The sequence below is a fragment of the Enterococcus sp. DIV1279b genome (genome assembly GCF_050531515.1).
Taxonomy (GTDB): domain Bacteria; phylum Bacillota; class Bacilli; order Lactobacillales; family Enterococcaceae; genus Enterococcus_D; species Enterococcus_D casseliflavus.
This window is the reverse complement of record NZ_CP172891.1, coordinates 351,863-368,917: the sequence shown is the minus strand read 5'-3', so window position 1 is coordinate 368,917 and position 17,055 is coordinate 351,863. Positions and strand designations below refer to the sequence as shown.

Annotated in this window: 14 protein-coding genes; 3 read left to right on the top strand and 11 right to left on the bottom strand. The window is 44.7% G+C overall.

The window, feature by feature from the left end; genetic code table 11:
• Positions 1-6: 6 nt before the first annotated feature.
• The 7 genes from mutS to IGI71_RS01730 form a co-directional block, all read right to left on the bottom strand.
• Entirely contained in the window at positions 7-2,559 is a 2,553-nt protein-coding gene (gene mutS, locus IGI71_RS01760; RefSeq protein ID WP_010748644.1) for a DNA mismatch repair protein MutS, read from the bottom strand.
• Positions 2,543-2,932 carry a YlbF family regulator gene (locus IGI71_RS01755; RefSeq protein WP_010748643.1) on the bottom strand — a complete coding sequence of 130 codons (390 nt, stop codon included), beginning with the start codon at positions 2,930-2,932 and terminating at the stop codon, positions 2,543-2,545. Before IGI71_RS01755 ends, mutS begins: the two co-directional genes overlap by 17 nt.
• Before the next feature lie 7 nt (positions 2,933-2,939).
• Positions 2,940-3,737, bottom strand: a complete 798-nt coding sequence (locus IGI71_RS01750) for a TIGR00282 family metallophosphoesterase (RefSeq protein ID WP_010748642.1) — start codon at positions 3,735-3,737, stop codon at positions 2,940-2,942.
• A gap of 150 nt (positions 3,738-3,887) precedes the next feature.
• Entirely contained in the window at positions 3,888-5,123 is a 1,236-nt protein-coding gene (gene pepT / locus IGI71_RS01745; protein WP_005227162.1) for a peptidase T, read from the bottom strand.
• A 37-nt stretch (positions 5,124-5,160) separates the two neighbouring features.
• Positions 5,161-5,583 carry a methylglyoxal synthase gene (locus IGI71_RS01740; RefSeq protein ID WP_008376307.1) on the bottom strand — a complete coding sequence of 141 codons (423 nt, stop codon included), beginning with the start codon at positions 5,581-5,583 and terminating at the stop codon, positions 5,161-5,163.
• Between the two features lie 118 nt (positions 5,584-5,701).
• Positions 5,702-6,478, bottom strand: a complete 777-nt coding sequence (locus IGI71_RS01735; RefSeq protein ID WP_005227160.1) for a Cof-type HAD-IIB family hydrolase — start codon at positions 6,476-6,478, stop codon at positions 5,702-5,704.
• Positions 6,479-6,695: 217 nt separating this feature from the next.
• Positions 6,696-7,493: a formate/nitrite transporter family protein gene (locus IGI71_RS01730; protein ID WP_005227159.1), complete on the bottom strand. Its 798-nt coding sequence runs from the start codon at positions 7,491-7,493 to the stop codon at positions 6,696-6,698.
• Positions 7,494-7,860: 367 nt separating this feature from the next.
• On the opposite strand from IGI71_RS01730, the gene rpsD reads away from it, so the two are divergent.
• Positions 7,861-8,472 carry a 30S ribosomal protein S4 gene (gene rpsD / locus IGI71_RS01725; RefSeq protein ID WP_005227158.1) on the top strand — a complete coding sequence of 204 codons (612 nt, stop codon included), beginning with the start codon at positions 7,861-7,863 and terminating at the stop codon, positions 8,470-8,472.
• Between the two features lie 147 nt (positions 8,473-8,619).
• On the opposite strand, the gene spx is transcribed toward rpsD, so the two are convergent.
• The 4 genes from spx to IGI71_RS01705 form a co-directional block, all read right to left on the bottom strand.
• On the bottom strand, positions 8,620-9,069 hold the full coding sequence (spx, locus tag IGI71_RS01720) for a transcriptional regulator Spx (protein ID WP_010748641.1): 450 nt from the start codon (positions 9,067-9,069) through the stop codon (positions 8,620-8,622).
• A gap of 50 nt (positions 9,070-9,119) precedes the next feature.
• A complete protein-coding gene (locus tag IGI71_RS01715) occupies positions 9,120-9,521 on the bottom strand; it encodes an Asp23/Gls24 family envelope stress response protein (protein ID WP_005227156.1) in 402 nt (133 codons plus the stop codon).
• A gap of 286 nt (positions 9,522-9,807) precedes the next feature.
• Positions 9,808-11,253 (bottom strand): peptidoglycan DD-metalloendopeptidase family protein, encoded by a 1,446-nt coding sequence (locus IGI71_RS01710; RefSeq protein ID WP_430616154.1) that lies wholly within the window; start codon positions 11,251-11,253, stop codon positions 9,808-9,810.
• Positions 11,254-11,487: 234 nt separating this feature from the next.
• On the bottom strand, positions 11,488-12,849 hold the full coding sequence (locus IGI71_RS01705) for a citrate/2-methylcitrate synthase (protein ID WP_428210840.1): 1,362 nt from the start codon (positions 12,847-12,849) through the stop codon (positions 11,488-11,490).
• A 235-nt stretch (positions 12,850-13,084) separates the two neighbouring features.
• Between IGI71_RS01705 and acnA the strand changes: the two genes are divergently transcribed.
• A complete protein-coding gene (gene acnA, locus IGI71_RS01700) occupies positions 13,085-15,781 on the top strand; it encodes an aconitate hydratase AcnA (RefSeq protein WP_081116163.1) in 2,697 nt (898 codons plus the stop codon).
• Positions 15,774-17,024 (top strand): NADP-dependent isocitrate dehydrogenase, encoded by a 1,251-nt coding sequence (icd, locus tag IGI71_RS01695; RefSeq protein ID WP_010748636.1) that lies wholly within the window; start codon positions 15,774-15,776, stop codon positions 17,022-17,024. Before acnA ends, icd begins: the two co-directional genes overlap by 8 nt.
• The last annotated feature ends 31 nt before the right edge of the window (positions 17,025-17,055 follow it).

Below are 17,055 nucleotides of genomic sequence, written 5' to 3'. Positions count from 1 at the left end.
TTCTTTCTAAATTCGTTTTTGCAGCTCGTACAATGTATTCAGAGCGTCCATCGGGGTCATTTCCAACAGATTCAATTTCTTCAACTGATCGATGACGCCGATTTCTTCCGTAGATACTTCACTAAACAACGACAACTGCTGACTTTCTTCGACGACGGGTTTTGGCTGTACCGTCGGTTCATGTTCTTCCAGCGCTTTTAAGATCGTGGCTGCGCGCTGTAAGAGTGCACTTGGCAGTCCAGCGATTTTGGCTACATGGATCCCATAGCTTTTATCTGCGGGCCCTTCCATCATCTTATGCAAGAAGACGACTTCGCCTTCTTTTTCAACGGCACCAACATGGACATTGCGCAAGTGCGCCAATTCCTCATCTAACACCGTCAGCTCATGATAATGGGTGGAGAAAAGTGTTTTGGCATGAACTTCTTTGTGGATATATTCAATGATAGCTTGTGCCAATGCCATGCCATCATAGGTCGCAGTCCCACGCCCTAACTCATCAAACAAAATCAAGCTGTTAGGCGTTGCATGACGCAGCGCTTGGTTGGCTTCCATCATCTCCACCATAAACGTGCTTTGACCGGCGATCAGGTCATCGCTGGCACCGATGCGAGTAAAGATCCGATCAAAAATCGGCATCTCTGCAGATTGTGCGGGTACGAAACAGCCGATCTGCGCCATAATGACTAGCAAGGCAAACTGCCGCATGTACGTACTTTTCCCAGACATATTTGGTCCTGTGATCAACAAGATCTCTGTTTCTTCATCCATCACGATACTATTCGGAATGTACTCTTGGTGACCAAGGACTTTTTCCACTACAGGATGACGGCCGTCGATGATCGATACCGCTCGTTTTTTCGCTACTGTCGGCCGCACGTATTGGTAGCGTTCCGAAACTGTGGCGAAACTTTGTAAGACATCGACCGCACTGACGGCTTTGGCTAACTTTTGCAGACGGGTGATACTCTTTTTCACTTCTTCACGGACGTCAAGAAACAGGCGGTATTCCAAATCCACCGATTTCTCTTCGGCTTCTAAAATCAAAGTCTCCAGTTTTTTCAACTCGGGGGAAATAAACCGTTCCGCATTGGCTAACGTTTGCTTGCGCTCGTAGCGAGAGGTATCTAAATTCACTAGATTGGCTTTCGTGATCTCAATGTAATAGCCAAAGACGCGGTTGAACCCAACTTTCAGGTTTTTGACTCCCGTCGCTTGGCGTTCGTTGGCTTCTAATTCCGCCAGCCATTGCTTGCCGTTACGCATCGCTGTACGGTATTCATCTAATTGTTGATGGAACCCGTCTTTGATGATGTTGCCTTCCGTGATCTGTAACGGGGCATCTTCATCGATCGCAGCTTCGATCAGTGCAACCAAATCATCTAAGGGCGTTAATTCCAGCAGCAAGTCATTCCACTCGCCACGGTTGATGCCTTGCAGCAATTGCGCGATCAGAGGCACTTGCTCCAAAGAAGATTTCAACTGCAGCAAATCGCGGCCATTGACATTTCCGAAGGCGACCCGTCCGACTAAGCGTTCCATGTCATAGACTTTCGTCAACGCTTCTTGCAGATCTGCTCGCTCAAAGAAACTGTCCAGTAACGATTGGACCATTTCTTGGCGGGCAGTGATTTTCTTTGGCTGGATCAAGGGACGGTCTAACCATTGCTTTAACAAACGGCCACCCATTGCGGTTTTTGTCTCGTCCAACAACCACAAAAGAGTCCCTTGTTTTTTGCCAGTTCGAATCGACTGCGTCAATTCTAAGTTGAATTTGGAATAATGATCCATTTTCAAGGCATGATCGGGCTGATATTCCACGGCTTGTTGAATATGCGCTAAACTGCGTTTTTGGGTGATCGCCAAATAACTTAGCAACTTCCCTGTGACTACTTTTTCTAACTCTTGGGAGAGAGGTTCTGTTAAAAATTGAAATTCGGCATTTTCTTCCAACGTTTCTTGCTTAGAAAACACGACATTCAAGCGATTGGTCAGTGTTGTTTGCAATGACTCAGGGATCTCGCTGCACAAAACGACTTCTTTCGTTTGCAGAGCGGCGGCCTCATTGACGACAGCTTCTTCATCTTCCAATTGCGCTGCTTTTAATTCACCGGTACTTAGATCGACATAGGCAAAGCCAAAACGCTCCCCTTGCTGCAAAACAGCTGTCAAAAAGTTGTTTTCTTTGGCGGATAGGCCTTTGCTGTCCATCACCGTTCCCGGCGTGATCAGTTGAACGACTTCGCGTTTGACCATTCCTTTGGTGGTTTTTGGATCTTCCACTTGCTCACAAATCGCTACTTTGTAGCCTTGCTCGATCAAGGTGTCGATGTAATTGCTGGCAGCGTGGTAAGGCACCCCACACATAGGGATCGGTTCCTCCGCATTTTTGTTGCGGCTGGTTAACGTCAGTTCTAAAATTTGTGCTGCCTTGACAGCATCCTCATTAAATAATTCATAGAAATCCCCTAAACGATAGAATAAAAAAGCATCTTGGTACTGAGCCTTGATGCTTAAATACTGTTCCATCATCGGGGTATTTTTAGTTTTTTGAGGCATTGGTTTCATCCTCCTCGATGGCTTTATTCATTTTCTTTTGGATCTCCGTCGTGACATATTGCAGCAATTCATCTGCTTGCAGTAACGCTTGGCGATAAGCAACCACTAAAGGATGCTGCTCGTATTCGTTTGTCAATGACGCATAACGCTGCTCGGCAGCTTTTTTTGCTTCGGGTTTCTCATAATGCTCAAATTGAACGATTTCTTTTTGCGCTTGCTTCAACGCTTCTTCCAGCTCCAATAGCCCTTGGTTTTGCAAGGCTCGTGCTTGAATTTCTTGAAATTCTTGAACGATCGGATGATCAGACAAGAGCCTTTGCAAAGCAGCCAGCTCTTGGGCAACGTGTGGTTCCTTGGCTAATTGCTCTTCCATGCTTCTCCTATTCTGTAAACGGGCGATCTTCACTGATTTGGATCGGACGGATCGATTTTGCTTTACCAGTGGCTTCATCAATCTCAAGCAAGCAAGCCGACAAAATACTGCGGCCTTTTTCAATCACTTCAAACCGTTGCGGCAACGCCGTCAAAAATTTTTCAATGACTGGTTCGCGTTTCATCCCCAAGATCCCATCATAAGGACCAGTCATGCCGACATCTGACAAATAAGCCGTTCCTTGGGGCAAAATCCGCGCATCATTGGTCTGGACGTGGGTATGCGTGCCGACGACTGCCGAAACACGGCCATCCAAATACCAGCCCATCGCTTGTTTTTCGCTGGTGGTCTCCCCATGAAAATCCACAAAGATAAACGGTGTGCGTTTGCGGGCAATCGCAACCAGTTCATCCATTTTGCGAAACGGATCATCAAGGTCTACCATGAACGAGCGAGCTTGCATGTTGATTACCGCTAATTCAATGGTGTTGACTTTCACAAATACCATGCCGACGCCCGGTGTTCCCTCTGGAAAATTGGCTGGACGAATCATTTTCTTCGCATCGCCAATAAATTCAAAAATGTCACGGTTGTCCCATGTATGATTGCCTAGTGTCACGACATCGACACCATCTTGCAAAAATTTCTTATAGATTTTACCAGTGATCCCACGACCCGCCGCCGCATTCTCGCCGTTTGCGATCGTCACCTGTGGCCGATACGCCTTTTTTAATTTTGGAAGGTACTCCGTGATCGTTTCTCTTCCTAATGAACCAACTACATCTCCAATGAATAATACCCGCACACATTTTTCCTCTTCTCTTTTAGCTTCTTTTCTATTATAAGGGTTTTGGTCCAGAAAAAAAAGGTTCTTTCACTTGCGGTTCTTCCCTGCAGCAGAACAAAAAAACACGCTAGACTCTTTCGCATCAGTCTAGCGTGTCGCTTAATTCTCTTAGGAAACAGTGGTGTCCTCTTGTCCTACATGTTCTACGATCGCCACGATCAAATCACGGGCTTTTTCCATCGCTTCCACGGTAATAAATTCATACTGGCCATGGAAGTTTTCACCGCCGACAAATAAGTTCGGTGTTGGGATCCCTTTATAGGTGATTTTCGAGCCATCGGTCCCGCCACGAAACGGTGCTTCGATCGGCGTCACGCCAATCGCTTGCATCCCTGCTCGGGCAGCTTCGATACTGCGGGGATCTTTCTTGATCAAATCCCCCATATTGTAATATTGATCATACAGCGTATAGGTGATACGTTCTTGCCCATAGGCTGTGTTCAGTTCATCAATGATCCCCACGATGTTGGCTTTTCGCTGTTCAAAAAGCGTATGATCGTGATCACGAATGATATAAGAAACTTCTGCTCGACCAATATGTCCCGTCAAATTGTGCAGCAGGTAGAAGCCTTCATACCCGCGGGTGCGTTCAGGAACTTCCTCTGCTGGTAAGGCATCATCGATTTGATGCGCGATTTTCAAGGCGTTGACCAAACGACCATAGGCAGTCCCAGGATGCACACTCGTACCGTCGATCGTTATATCGATACGAGCCGCATTAAAGGTTTCATACTCCATATGGCCCACGCGACCACTGTCCATCGTGTAAGCAAATGCTACTGGAAAATCCGCCGCATCAAAGCGATCAGCGCCAGTCCCGATCTCTTCGTCCGGACCAAAAGCGACCCAGACATCGCCACGCTTATGCGCATCCATCGTTTGTAAGATCCGCAGCGCATCAATGATCTCTGCGATACCAGCTTTATCATCTGCACCCAGCAGGGTCGTTCCATCCGTTGTGATCAACGTTTCGCCGACATAGTCTTTGAGATTAGGAAATTCAGCAGTTGTCATATAAATGGCTTTTTCTTTATTTAAACAAACATCCTTGCCATCGTAATTTTCATGGATCTGCGGTTGAATATTTTCAGCTTCGAAATCTGCCGTATCTACATGGGCAATAAAGCCGATCGCCGTTTTTTCAGGATTACCAGGTAGACGTCCGATCACAAAACTATTCTTTTCATAGTAAGCAACATCCGCTAATCCCATCTCGATCAACTGATCTTTCAATAAAAGAGCCAACTCAACTTGTCCCTGCGTCGTTGGGATGGTCTGACTCGTGGCATCCGAGCGAGTATTCATTTTTGCATAGGTCAAAAAATCCTTTAAGATTGCTTTCAATTCTGCACGTCCTTTTTCTTCAATTCTTCTACTATCTTTATAACGACAGGGGACGATTGTCCGTTTCGTGGATCACTTGTCGAAAATCAGCAAAGCCAGCTGCTAAGCCGCGCAGCAAGATCTCTGCCGTTCCCATATTGGTGGCTAAAGGAATCTCGTACACGTCTGACAAGCGAATCAATGCCGTTACATCTGGTTCATGGGGTTGTGCGGCTAAAGGATCGCGCAAAAAGATCACCATGTCCAAGTCATCTTGCGAAATCATGGCGCCAATTTGCTGGTCTCCTCCCAGCGGCCCTGATTTGTAGCGGTGGACAGGCAACTGGGTTGCTTCTTCGATCCTCTTCCCCGTAGTTCCTGTTGCGAAAAGTTCATGCTGCGCTAAAATTTCTCGATAGGCAGTCACTAATTTTACCATTACATCCTTTTTTCGATCATGAGCAATCAATGCGATTTTCATTTGCTGCATTCCCCCTTTTTTCTATTGTACCAATTTATTTTCTTTGCGACCGAGAAAAAACAAAAAAACATAGCACAGATGCCGCAAATCGACTGTGCTATGTCTAAAGGATTCCTTTTTAAATCAGTTGTAATTCTTTCAAGGCTAACCAGATGCCATCTTCATCATTGCTAGCGGTCACCATATCTGCGACTTGTTGGATCTCAGGGACCGCATTGCCCATTGCCACACCGACACCTGCGGCAGTCAGCATTTCACGATCGTTTTGGCCATCACCAAAACAGATCACATCTTCTTGTGCTATCCCTAATTGTTCTGCGACACACAAGATCGTTGCTGCTTTGGAGCCTTCTTTTGGAACGACATCCACACTGTTTTCATGCCAACGTACAAAACGCAGTTTGCTGTATTTCTCGTCAAAAAAATGCTCATACTCTTTTCCGTAAAAAGCCAATGCTTGATAGACTTCTTTTTCTTCAGGAAAGTCCATGTCCAGCTCAGGAAGTTGGGCACCAAAGGAATGCATCGCTGCTTCCATTTTAGCAATATCCAACGAAGACGCTCGTTTCGCTGTATCCATCCCGACAAAGGCCGTATCGATCCCAAGCTCTTGGGCTTCTGCCACGAAAGCAGCCAATTGCGTTTCATCGAGCAAATTTTTATACACCTGCTGATGCGAAAGAAAGGCGGCTGCCCCATTACATAAAATGTAATTATCAAAGGACAATGAACGAATAATGTCTTGGGCGTGAAAACGACTGCGCCCAGTGGCAACGGTCACGAAATGGCCAGCATCTCGCAGAAGGTCAAGGGCTTTTAGCGTACTGTCTAGTGGCTGTTTGTTCGAGTCAAGCAAGGTTCCATCAATATCAAAGGCAAAGAATTTCCGATTCATAAAAGGTTAAGGCTCGCTTTCTATTAAGAAGTAACTAAGATTTTGGTCTTGGTTGCGGTCATTTTTACAAAAAACAGCAAGAAAAACCGTACATACTTATTCTTAACACAAATGACCGCTGATTTCAACGCTCCGTTAAGGGATGATAGCTTCTTCCTAGAGAAATGTTAGAGAAAAGAAAAAAAGAAGCATCGCTGCTTCTTTTTGTAGGTTCTGATTAGTCGACATAGGTCGATTTTGAGTTGTTCAACCATGCATAGCCAAGTCCCATGACCAAGCCACCGCCGATATAGTTACCAATAAAGGCAAAAACTAAATTATGGATCACACTGCCGACAGTCATGCCTGCCAAGTGTCCCCCTGAAGCCCAGAAAGCTAAGGTAAACGCTGGGAAGTTAGCGATGACGTGTTCGAAGCCTAAGAAAGCAAAGATGAAGATGATGAAAATGATTGCTGCGACTTTTCCAGCATCGTCTTTCATCCGCATGCTTACCAACACGGCTGTGTTTACCACGATATTAGCGAACATCGCTTCCACTAAAATTTGGATAGTGGATTTTTCTAATTTTGCAGTGATCGAGGTCAGCATAAAGTTGTCTGCGGTCAGCCCTTGAAAAGGTCCGGTTAGCGCAACGATCGAGCCGAAGATCACCCCGCCGATCAAGTTGAATAAGACACACGTAAGCAAAATTTTCAATGCCAAAGGAATACTTAGACGTTTACGGTAAACCCCAACAGTCATATACAACATATTCGATGTTCCTAATTCTGCGTTCATATAAAGAATCATGACTAAAGACCAGCTAAACATAAATGCATACAAAATTTTTCCTAACCCGTGAACCATTGATTCACCTTTCATAGCGATCGCAAAAGCAATAGCTGTTCCGAGGGTCAAGAATAAACAAGCCATCATCGCACGTACAGCGTAACGCAAATAACTACTCTTGATCAAATCGATTTTCTTTTCTATGGATGAATCGATCTTCTCAAATAATGGGGATACTGGATTCATTTTTCTACTCCTTTTATGAAAAATTTTACTTCGTTATAATTTGCACAATACTTCCATATTCTAATGACGAAATGCTGATTTGTAAAGAGATATTTGAAAATATAAGTAATTAATGAAAAATTTCAAGCTTTGTTTTCATCAAATCCAAAGCCAGCTCCATCTTGACTTTTGCCCCTAGTTTGTCGTATACTATTCCTTGTGTAAAATAATGCAGCAGGAAAATAACAGCTCGTCACCAGTTCGTTGCCCCTCGGGTGCAATTGCGTAACCGCGGCTGCAAAGGTGAAGATTGAAGAACGAACTGCACGAATGTGAATTTTTCAACGGATTATTTTACTCCAAACTATTTTATTGGAGGAACTAAATTATGTCTCGTTATACAGGACCATCATGGAAAATTTCTCGTCGTTTAGGAATTTCTTTATCAGAAACTGGAAAAGAATTGGCACGTCGCCCTTACGCTCCAGGTCAACACGGACCAAACAGCCGTGGCAAAAAATCAGAATACGGCATGCAATTAACTGAAAAACAAAAATTGCGTCATATGTATGGCATGAACGAACGTCAATTCCGTACATTGTTTATCAAAGCAAGCAAAATCAAAGAAGGTAAACACGGTGTTAACTTCATGATCTTGCTAGAACAACGCTTAGATAACGTTGTTTACCGTCTAGGTTTAGCAACTACTCGTCGTCAAGCACGTCAATTAGTAAACCACGGTCACGTTTTAGTTGATGGCAAACGCGTTGATATCCCTTCATACCACGTTGAAGTTGGACAAGTCATCAGCGTTCGTGAAAAATCACAAAACATCTCAACAATCAAAGAAGCAGTTGAAGCAACAGCTGGCCGCGCGTCATTTGTAAGCTTTGATAGCGAAAAATTAGAAGGTTCATTAACTCGTTTACCTGAGCGTGATGAATTGTCTGCAGAAGTTGACGAAGCACTAGTCGTTGAATTCTACAACCAAAAACTTTAAGATTTCAACCGACACGATTCCTTTTGGGAATCGTGTTTTTTTGTGGACTCAACGGATTTACGGATCCCTTTAAGAAGACCCTTAAAAAATACCAAAAAAACCGACAATGATACATCGCTGTATTCATTTGCCGGTTTTGTTCCTATTTTAGATAAAGTTCGCAACAGATTCGCCTTCTTCTTGCTTTTGGCGATAATTAAACATGAGCAGCTCTGTTTGACGTCGTTTGAAAATGATCTTTCGTAAGTTTCGTGGCACGAATTTACGAATGTCTTCTTCATTGTATCCCACTTGGAGCTTGTTCTCATCTAAGATAATTGGTCGTTTCAATAAGTTCGGGTATTTTTCGATCAATGAAAGCAGCTCCTCTAGCTTCAACTCTTCTAAATCAATGTCTAGCTTTTGGTACACTTTCGAACGAGTAGATATAATGTCTTCCGTTCCATTTTTCGTTAAAGAAAGAATCTCCATTAGTTCATCACTATTTAATGGATCGCTAAAAATGTTTCTCTCTTTAAATGGTAGTTCATTTTCGGTCAACCATGCACGGGCTTTACGACATGACGTACAGCTGGGTGTTGTATATAGTGATATCATTTGTTCATTCTTCCTTTCTCTTTGATGTACTTCGATTTTTTGTTTGGTGCTCAACCTTCGATTTGATCGATCGTTTCCTGTTTGACGATATCGGCGATTCGAATATTGATCTCTTTGACTTTCAAAGAAGTCAAGCGGCTAATTTCTTCTAAGACCACTTCTTGGACTTGCGCAAAGAGTTTGGGGATATCTTTGCCGTAAGCCACGATTACTTCCAAGTCAACTGCAACCTCTTCTTTGCCAACTTCCACATCAATGCCAGAAGCGACTTGCGGCTGTTCTTCAAGGTTTTCGGTCATATCTGAAAGAAATCTGCCATTTACACTAATCAAGCCATCAATTGACTGCAAAGCGACACCAACAATTGTTTCAATGACTTTCTCTTCAAAGGACAGTGGACTTGCTTGCGCTGCTTCATTAGACACATTCGTTGTTTGCTGATCGTCAGTCATTTTTCACACTCCTTGGTTAAATAAGAAAGGATACTAGAGACATCGCAAAGTCGCATACACGACCTTGTCTAAAGTGGACATTCCTCTTGGGAATTTTTTTCCCTACCTTTTTAGCATAAATTCTTTTTGTTTTTTTTACAAAGAAAAACACTTGTTTTCGGAATAAATTTATCGTGCAAGATAAAATGAATGCGCTAAAAAAATCTCAAAGCATAATTTTCCTGAAATGATTCGTTTTTCTTGACAAAAAAAAAGAAAGCATCTACAACGCTCTCTTTTTTTCGTGTTATTTTGACAAAACTTCCAACGGATCAATCAGTTGGTGTCGCGCTAAACTTGGTGAAAGACTGACTTCAAAATGCAAGTGCGGGCCTGTACTGTTCCCCGTACTTCCCATAGAAGCAATCACCTCGCCTTGTTCGACCGTTTGACCGACTTCCACTAAATTGCGATGATTGTGGGCATACAATGTCGTCAGCCCATCTTTGTGCTCAATGGCAACATAATTTCCCCATGAAGAATGATATTCTGAGCGGATCACCGTTCCTGAAAGACTAGCCATGATTGGCGTTCCTTGTGGTGCGGCGAAGTCCACTCCACGATGAAACCCATTGCCTCGCGGACCAAAGACAGAGGAGACAACTGGATTGCTGACAGGATAGATCATCTTTTCGCTGCCTGTCGGTAATTCTGGTTTCTCTTTGTCATAACTCGTCAGTGCATACGCTTCGATCAGCGCATTCAGCTTCTCATTGTATTGTGTATCTGATGCATAACGTCCGGTCAGATATTCCGTGGCGTCTTCATAAGATTCCGTTTCTGATTTCCAAACACCTTTATAAAAATTCGGATTGTGGTCCAATCCTTCTTTCAACAATTTCGCATAATCTTTCAAAGAAGATTCGATGCTGTCATATTGGCGAAAAGTGGCATGAACTGTGTATAAATTACCAGAACCATCGTCTTCTTGCGTTTGGAAGGAAATCCCATTCCCTTCATAAAGTCCCTTAATACCAAATAAGTTATAAAAAGGCTCCTGGCTCAGACGGCTTCTTCCGCTGCCAGACTCTAAAATCGCTTGGGCAATCATGACCGATGCGTAAAGATCTTCTTCTTGTCCAACTTTACGAGCATCTTCTCCAATCTCCATAATAAAGTCCCACGTTTCTTTGACTGGCGTGACTTCAAATTTTGCTGGCTCATCTTCTTGCGGCGGCGTTACCGTCAACTCTGGTACATTCGGTACTTCTTTGATGTCAGGCGAAGGCTGGCTTGGTGTTGATTCTGGCTCAAGATTTGGTGTTGTCTCTGGTTCTGGTTCTGGATTTGGTGCTGGATTTGGTGCTGGTTCTTCTGGTTCTGGCGCCGGCTCAGGTGTTGGTTCTGGTTCTGGATTCGGCTCAGGATCAGGATTTGGTGTCGGCTCTTCTGGTTCCGGTGTTGGTTCTGGTGTCGGGGTTGGTTCTGGTTCTGGCAAAGGTTCTGGTGTTGGCTGTTCAGGAGCAGGTGTTGACTCTCCTGGAACTACTTCGCCGTTTTCTCCTGGTACCGTTGCGGCATCTTCAGGAACCAAGCCCATGGTTGGCCCGTTCACTCCCGGAACCGTTGACTCAGCTGTATTTTGACCTGCAGTAGACTCGTTCGTCAAAACAGATGCCGCAGCCGATACTGGCAGCATTGTTGAAAATTGACTGGTAATAATGGCAATCGCCATCCATTTTTTTATTTTCATTCGTGAACTTTCCTCCTTTATTCCTCCCTCTATCATACAAAAAATGCAAGAAACTTTGTAATCAATTTTTGCATTCCTATATGAAAAACGAGAAAAACTTGAATTTTCTAATGAACGAATGATCCAAGCCATTCATTTTCTCTCTAGTAAAAATACGCAAAAAAAGGCTCAATCCTTCTCTTTTCGAGTGTCCAAAACAAAAACAGCAGCGAGCTTCCTCCCTGCTGTTTTGATCTATCTTGACTCTATATCGATATATTCCCGATCGTTTGACACTTCTTTGTAGGCGGGACGCATGATTTTTTGTGCGTTGACCAGCTCTTCGATCCGATGGGCGGACCAGCCGACGATCCGCGCGATAGCAAACATTGGTGTATACAGTTCTTCTGGCAGATCCAACATGTTATAAACAAACCCGCTGAAAAAGTCGATATTGGCACTGACTCCTTTGTAGATTTTGCGCTTTTCATTGATGACTTGAGGAGCAATACGTTCGACCATCGTATACAATTGATATTCTTGCCAAGCTTCTGATCCTTTTTCTTGGGCCAGTTTTGCCACATAATTTTTAAAAATCGCCGCACGGGGATCGTTGTCGCTGTATACCGCGTGGCCCATGCCATAAATCAATCCTTTACGGTCAAACGCTTCTTTATCTAAAACTGCTTCCAAATAGCTGCGGATCGCCTGTTCATCGGTAAGGTCAGCAACGTTACGCTTCAAATCTCCCATCATTTCTGTCACTTTGATATTAGCACCACCGTGTTTAGGCCCTTTCAAAGAACCTAGCGCTGCAGCAATCGTTGAATAGGTATCCGTCCCACTGGAGGTAACGACTCGTGTCGTAAAGGTCGAATTATTCCCGCCGCCATGTTCCATATGCAAAACCAGTGCCATATCCAATGTTTGGGCTTCTTGGAAGCTATATTCTTTCATTGGACGTAGCATAGTCAAAATCGTTTCAGCTGTACTCAACTCTTCGGTCGGTCGGTGGATATACATACTCTCCCCTTGATTGTAATGATTGTAGGCATGATAGCCGTAGATTGCCAAGAGCGGAAAGACACTGATCAGCATCAGACTTTGTTCCAATACATTTTCAATGCTGATGTCATCTGCTTGTGGATCGTAACTTGCCAGTGTCAAGATACTGCGAGATAAGCTATTCATGATATCAGAAGAAGGTGCTTTCATAATGACGTCACGAACAAAATTGGTCGGCAATGTACGTTTTTCTGCTAATAGGCAATGAAAGGCCGCAAGTTCTGTTTTGTTTGGCAGTTCGCCGAAAAGTAATAAATATGCAACCTCTTCAAAGCCAAAGCGTTTTTCATTGACGAACCCTGCAACTAACTCGTTGATGTCAATTCCGCGATAACGCAGCTCGCCACAAGCTTCAATTGGCTTACCAGCAATGATTTTTTCTGGATAAATGGTGGAGATCGTCGTAAGCCCTGCTAAGACCCCCGTGCCATTTAAATCCCTCAGTCCACGTTTCACATCATATTCTGAATAAAGATTCACATCTATCAAATTGTATTTCTGACATTGCGATGCAAGATAGGACATCTTCTCTTTCTTTTCTAATCTTTCCACGGTGATGTTACCTCCAATCTTTCTACAAACTATCGATTACAATGTTATTTAACCGTATACAAACATCGTTAAAATAGTCATCCTATAAAATCGTTGCTTTTTAACAAACTTTCACACATTATAGCACGATGTTTATAAAATGAAATATTTTTCATAAATTTAATTGATTTTTTAAATTATCAACGTATAATTATTCCTAATAAGTACGTTTATCTTCGTAAAAAGGAGGATTCTTATGAAGTGGCAATCTCAACTCACCGTCAAGGATACGCAATACACGTATATTGACTTAGCGAAAATCACCCAAGACTTAGGGGCTGATTTATCTCGCTTGCCCTACTCCATTCGAGTTTTATTGGAAAGTGTTGCTCGTCATCAAGACGAGGAAATTACAGAGGATTATTTACCATTTTTAGCGAACTGGCAGGCAGAAACCCCTACTGGTGTCGTGCCATTCAAACCAGAGCGGGTCGTTTTGCAAGACTTTACTGGGGTACCCGCAGTCGTTGATTTGGCTGCCATGCGGGATGCGATGGTCGCTTTAGGCGGTGCCGCAGAAGACATCAATCCTGAGATCCCCGTCACACTCGTCGTCGACCACTCTGTGCAAGTCGATCAAGCCGGTACTCCTGGGGCGATCGCTTTTAATACGGAGCGGGAATTTGAACGCAATGCAGAACGCTATCAATTCTTGAAATGGGCGCAAGGTTCTTTCGACAATTTCGAAGTCGTTCCACCTGAAACAGGGATCATTCATCAAGTCAACATCGAATCGTTGTCTGATGTGATCTTGCAAAAAACACACGAAGATCAACGACTGCTGTTTCCTGATACATTGCAAGGAACCGATTCTCACACCACGATGATCAACGGCTTGGGGGTTCTCGGTTGGGGGGTTGGCGGTATTGAAGCGGAAGCTGCGATTCTTGGCGAACCTTCTTTCTTCCCTACGCCTGAAGTCATCGGGGTGAAATTTATCAACGAGATGCCTGCAGGTACCACCGCCACCGATTTAGCACTAAAAGTAACTGAAGTGCTGCGGATCGAAAAAGTGGTCGGAAAATTTGTCGAATACTTCGGTCCTGGCTATCGTCATTTAAGTTTAGCTGATCGAGCAACGTTAGCAAACATGGCTCCCGAATATGGTGCGACTTGCGGTTTTTGTCCGATTGATCAAGAGACCTTGAACTACTTAGCAACGACCGGTCGCTCCAGCGAGCTGATCGAACTCGTTGCCGCTTACGCCAAAGCCAACCATTTCTTTTATGATGAAGCGATCGTGCCAACCTATACTAAGACGATCACCATCGATCTAGCAGAAGTTCAGCCAGCATTAGCAGGGCCCAAGCGCCCGCAAGATCGGATTTTGCTTCCAGCAGTCCGTCAGGATTTTGAACAATCGGTCACGGCTGCCGTCGGTCCCAAGGGCTTTGGTCTTTCAGAGGACGAATGGCAAAAAGAAGCCAGCGTTACCTGGTCAGATGCTGCACCTGACAAATTAGTGACCGGCGATATCGTCTTGGCGGCGATCACTAGCTGTACGAATACGAGCAATCCCTTCGTCATGCTCTCGGCAGGCTTATTGGCTAAAAAAGCCATTGAAAAAGGTCTGACCGTCTCTCGTACGGTCAAAACCTCCCTTGCACCTGGCTCCCAGATCGTGACCACCTATTTGCAAAACAGTGGTTTGCTGCCGTATTTAGAGCAACTCGGCTTTTATTTGGTGGGCTACGGTTGTACCACCTGTATCGGAAATTCAGGTCCTTTAGAAGCGCAGGTCGCTGAAGCAATTGAGGCAGACAATCTACTGGCGGCATCGGTTCTGTCAGGCAATCGAAATTTTGAAGGAAGAATCCATCCACAGATCAAAGCCAATTATTTGGCTTCACCGCCATTAGTTGTTGCCTATGCCATCGCTGGCAGCATTCGCAAAGATCTCACAAAAGAACCGTTAGCTATCGTCAATGACGAGCCGGTGTATTTGTCTGATATTTGGCCTAGCAATGAAGAAGTCAATGCTTACGTTCAAGAGTACGTCGGACCAGAAGCATTTCGCGCTGCCTATGAGCATCTTTTTGATGCCAATGAACGCTGGAATGCGATCGAAACCACCACGAGCGCATGTTATGAATGGGAGGAGCAATCCACTTACATCGCTCATCCGCCCTACTTTGAAACATTGACCAAAGAGTTGCCTAAACCAGATGTCTTAGCTGATCTGAAAGTCTTGGCAAAATTGGGTGATTCCGTCACCACTGACCATATTTCTCCTGCTGGCAGCATCAGTATGGATTCTGCAGCTGGAAAATTTTTACAAGAAAAAGAAGTTCCGTATCGTGAATTCAACTCCTTTGGTTCGCGACGCGGCAATCATCAGATTATGATGCGGGGGACTTTCGGCAACATCCGTCTGCAAAACCAGCTAGTGCCTGGCAGTACTGGCAGTGTCACGCATTATTTTCCAACAGGGGAAACCCTGTCGATATTTGACGCAGCTATGAATTACCAAAAAGCTGGTCAAAGCTGTATCATTTTAGCTGGTAAAGATTATGGCATGGGTTCTTCTCGCGACTGGGCCGCCAAAGGAACACAATTGTTAGGCGTTAAAGTCGTCTTAGCAGAAAGCTTCGAACGAATCCATCGCAGCAACTTGGTCATGATGGGGATCATTCCGCTTGAATATCTTGCTGGTGAAAGTGCTGCATCATTTGATTTGGACGGCAGCGAAACATTCTCGATCGCTTTGCCAGAAGAGCCAGTGGTCAAGCAGCTGATCGAAGTCACTGCGCAACGGATCGACGGAGGGACTGTCTCCTTTATGACCCGCCTGCGCTTTGATGCCCCTGCAGATATTCGCTATTGGAAGCATCAAGGAATTTTACCGATGGTCATTCGAAAAAAAGCTGAATTAGGAGGAACTGCCCATGCCTAACCAAACAACCCATGAAGTAACGACGATCACCATTCCTTACATTGCAGGAGACGGCATCGGTGCCGAGATTTGGCAGGCTGCGCAACCTGTGATTGATGCCGCTGTAAATAAAGCCTATGACAATCAACGCCGTATCGAATGGCTGGAAGTTTTAGCTGGAGAAGCCGCCTTTGAACAGACGGGGGAATGGCTGCCGCAAGCAACCATCGATACGATCAAGGCTCAACAATACGCCTTAAAAGGACCGTTGACTACCCCAATTGGCGAGGGCTTTCGCTCCTTGAATGTCACCTTGCGGCAAACGCTGGATCTTTATGCCTGTGTCAGACCTGTTCGCTATTTTACAGGGGTCCCTTCGCCTTTAAAGCAGCCAGAAAAAACCGATATGGTGATCTTTCGAGAAAATACTGAAGATGTTTATGCTGGCATCGAATTTGCCAAAGACGACGACGCAACGCAGCGTCTGATCCAGACATTGCAAGCAGACTTTGCTGTCAAGGCGATTCGTTTTCCTAAAACTGCCGCTATCGGCATCAAGCCGATCTCTTTAGAAGGCAGTCAGCGCTTGATCGCTGCTGCCATTGAGTATGCGATCGCTCAAAAGCGGCCCACGGTGACACTGGTGCATAAAGGCAATATCATGAAATTTACAGAAGGCGGCTTTAAAAACTGGGGCTATCAGCTTGCAGAGACCACATACACCGACCAGTGTTTTACAATGAATCAATACAACAAAATCAAAGCAGAAAGCGGCTCAAAGGCAGCCGAAGCCGCTCTTGCCTCGGCAAAAGCGGCTGGGAAAATCGTTGTTAACGACGTGATCGCAGACAACTTTTTACAACAGATCCTTTTGTATCCAGAAAAATTCGACGTCATTGCCACTTGTAATTTGAACGGCGACTACATTTCTGATGCACTTGCTGCACAAGTCGGCGGCATCGGGATCGCCCCCGGTGCCAATATCAACTACGCTACTGGGGCAGCCATCTTTGAAGCTACCCACGGAACAGCACCGGATATCGCAGGACTTGGCAAAGCCAATCCCTGTTCGCTGCTGCTGTCAGCGTGCATGCTATTAGAACATTTGAACTGGCCAGAAGCAGCCCAAATCCTAACACAAGCCATTGAACAAGCCTTGCAAAGTCAACACGTCACTGCCGACTTCGCGCAGTTGATGCCAGAAGCGGTCTGTTTAACGACACAAGCGTTTGGTGAACACCTCCTTCAGTTGATCCATTCGTAAACTCAAGCTGTGATTGAGTCGGCATTTGCCT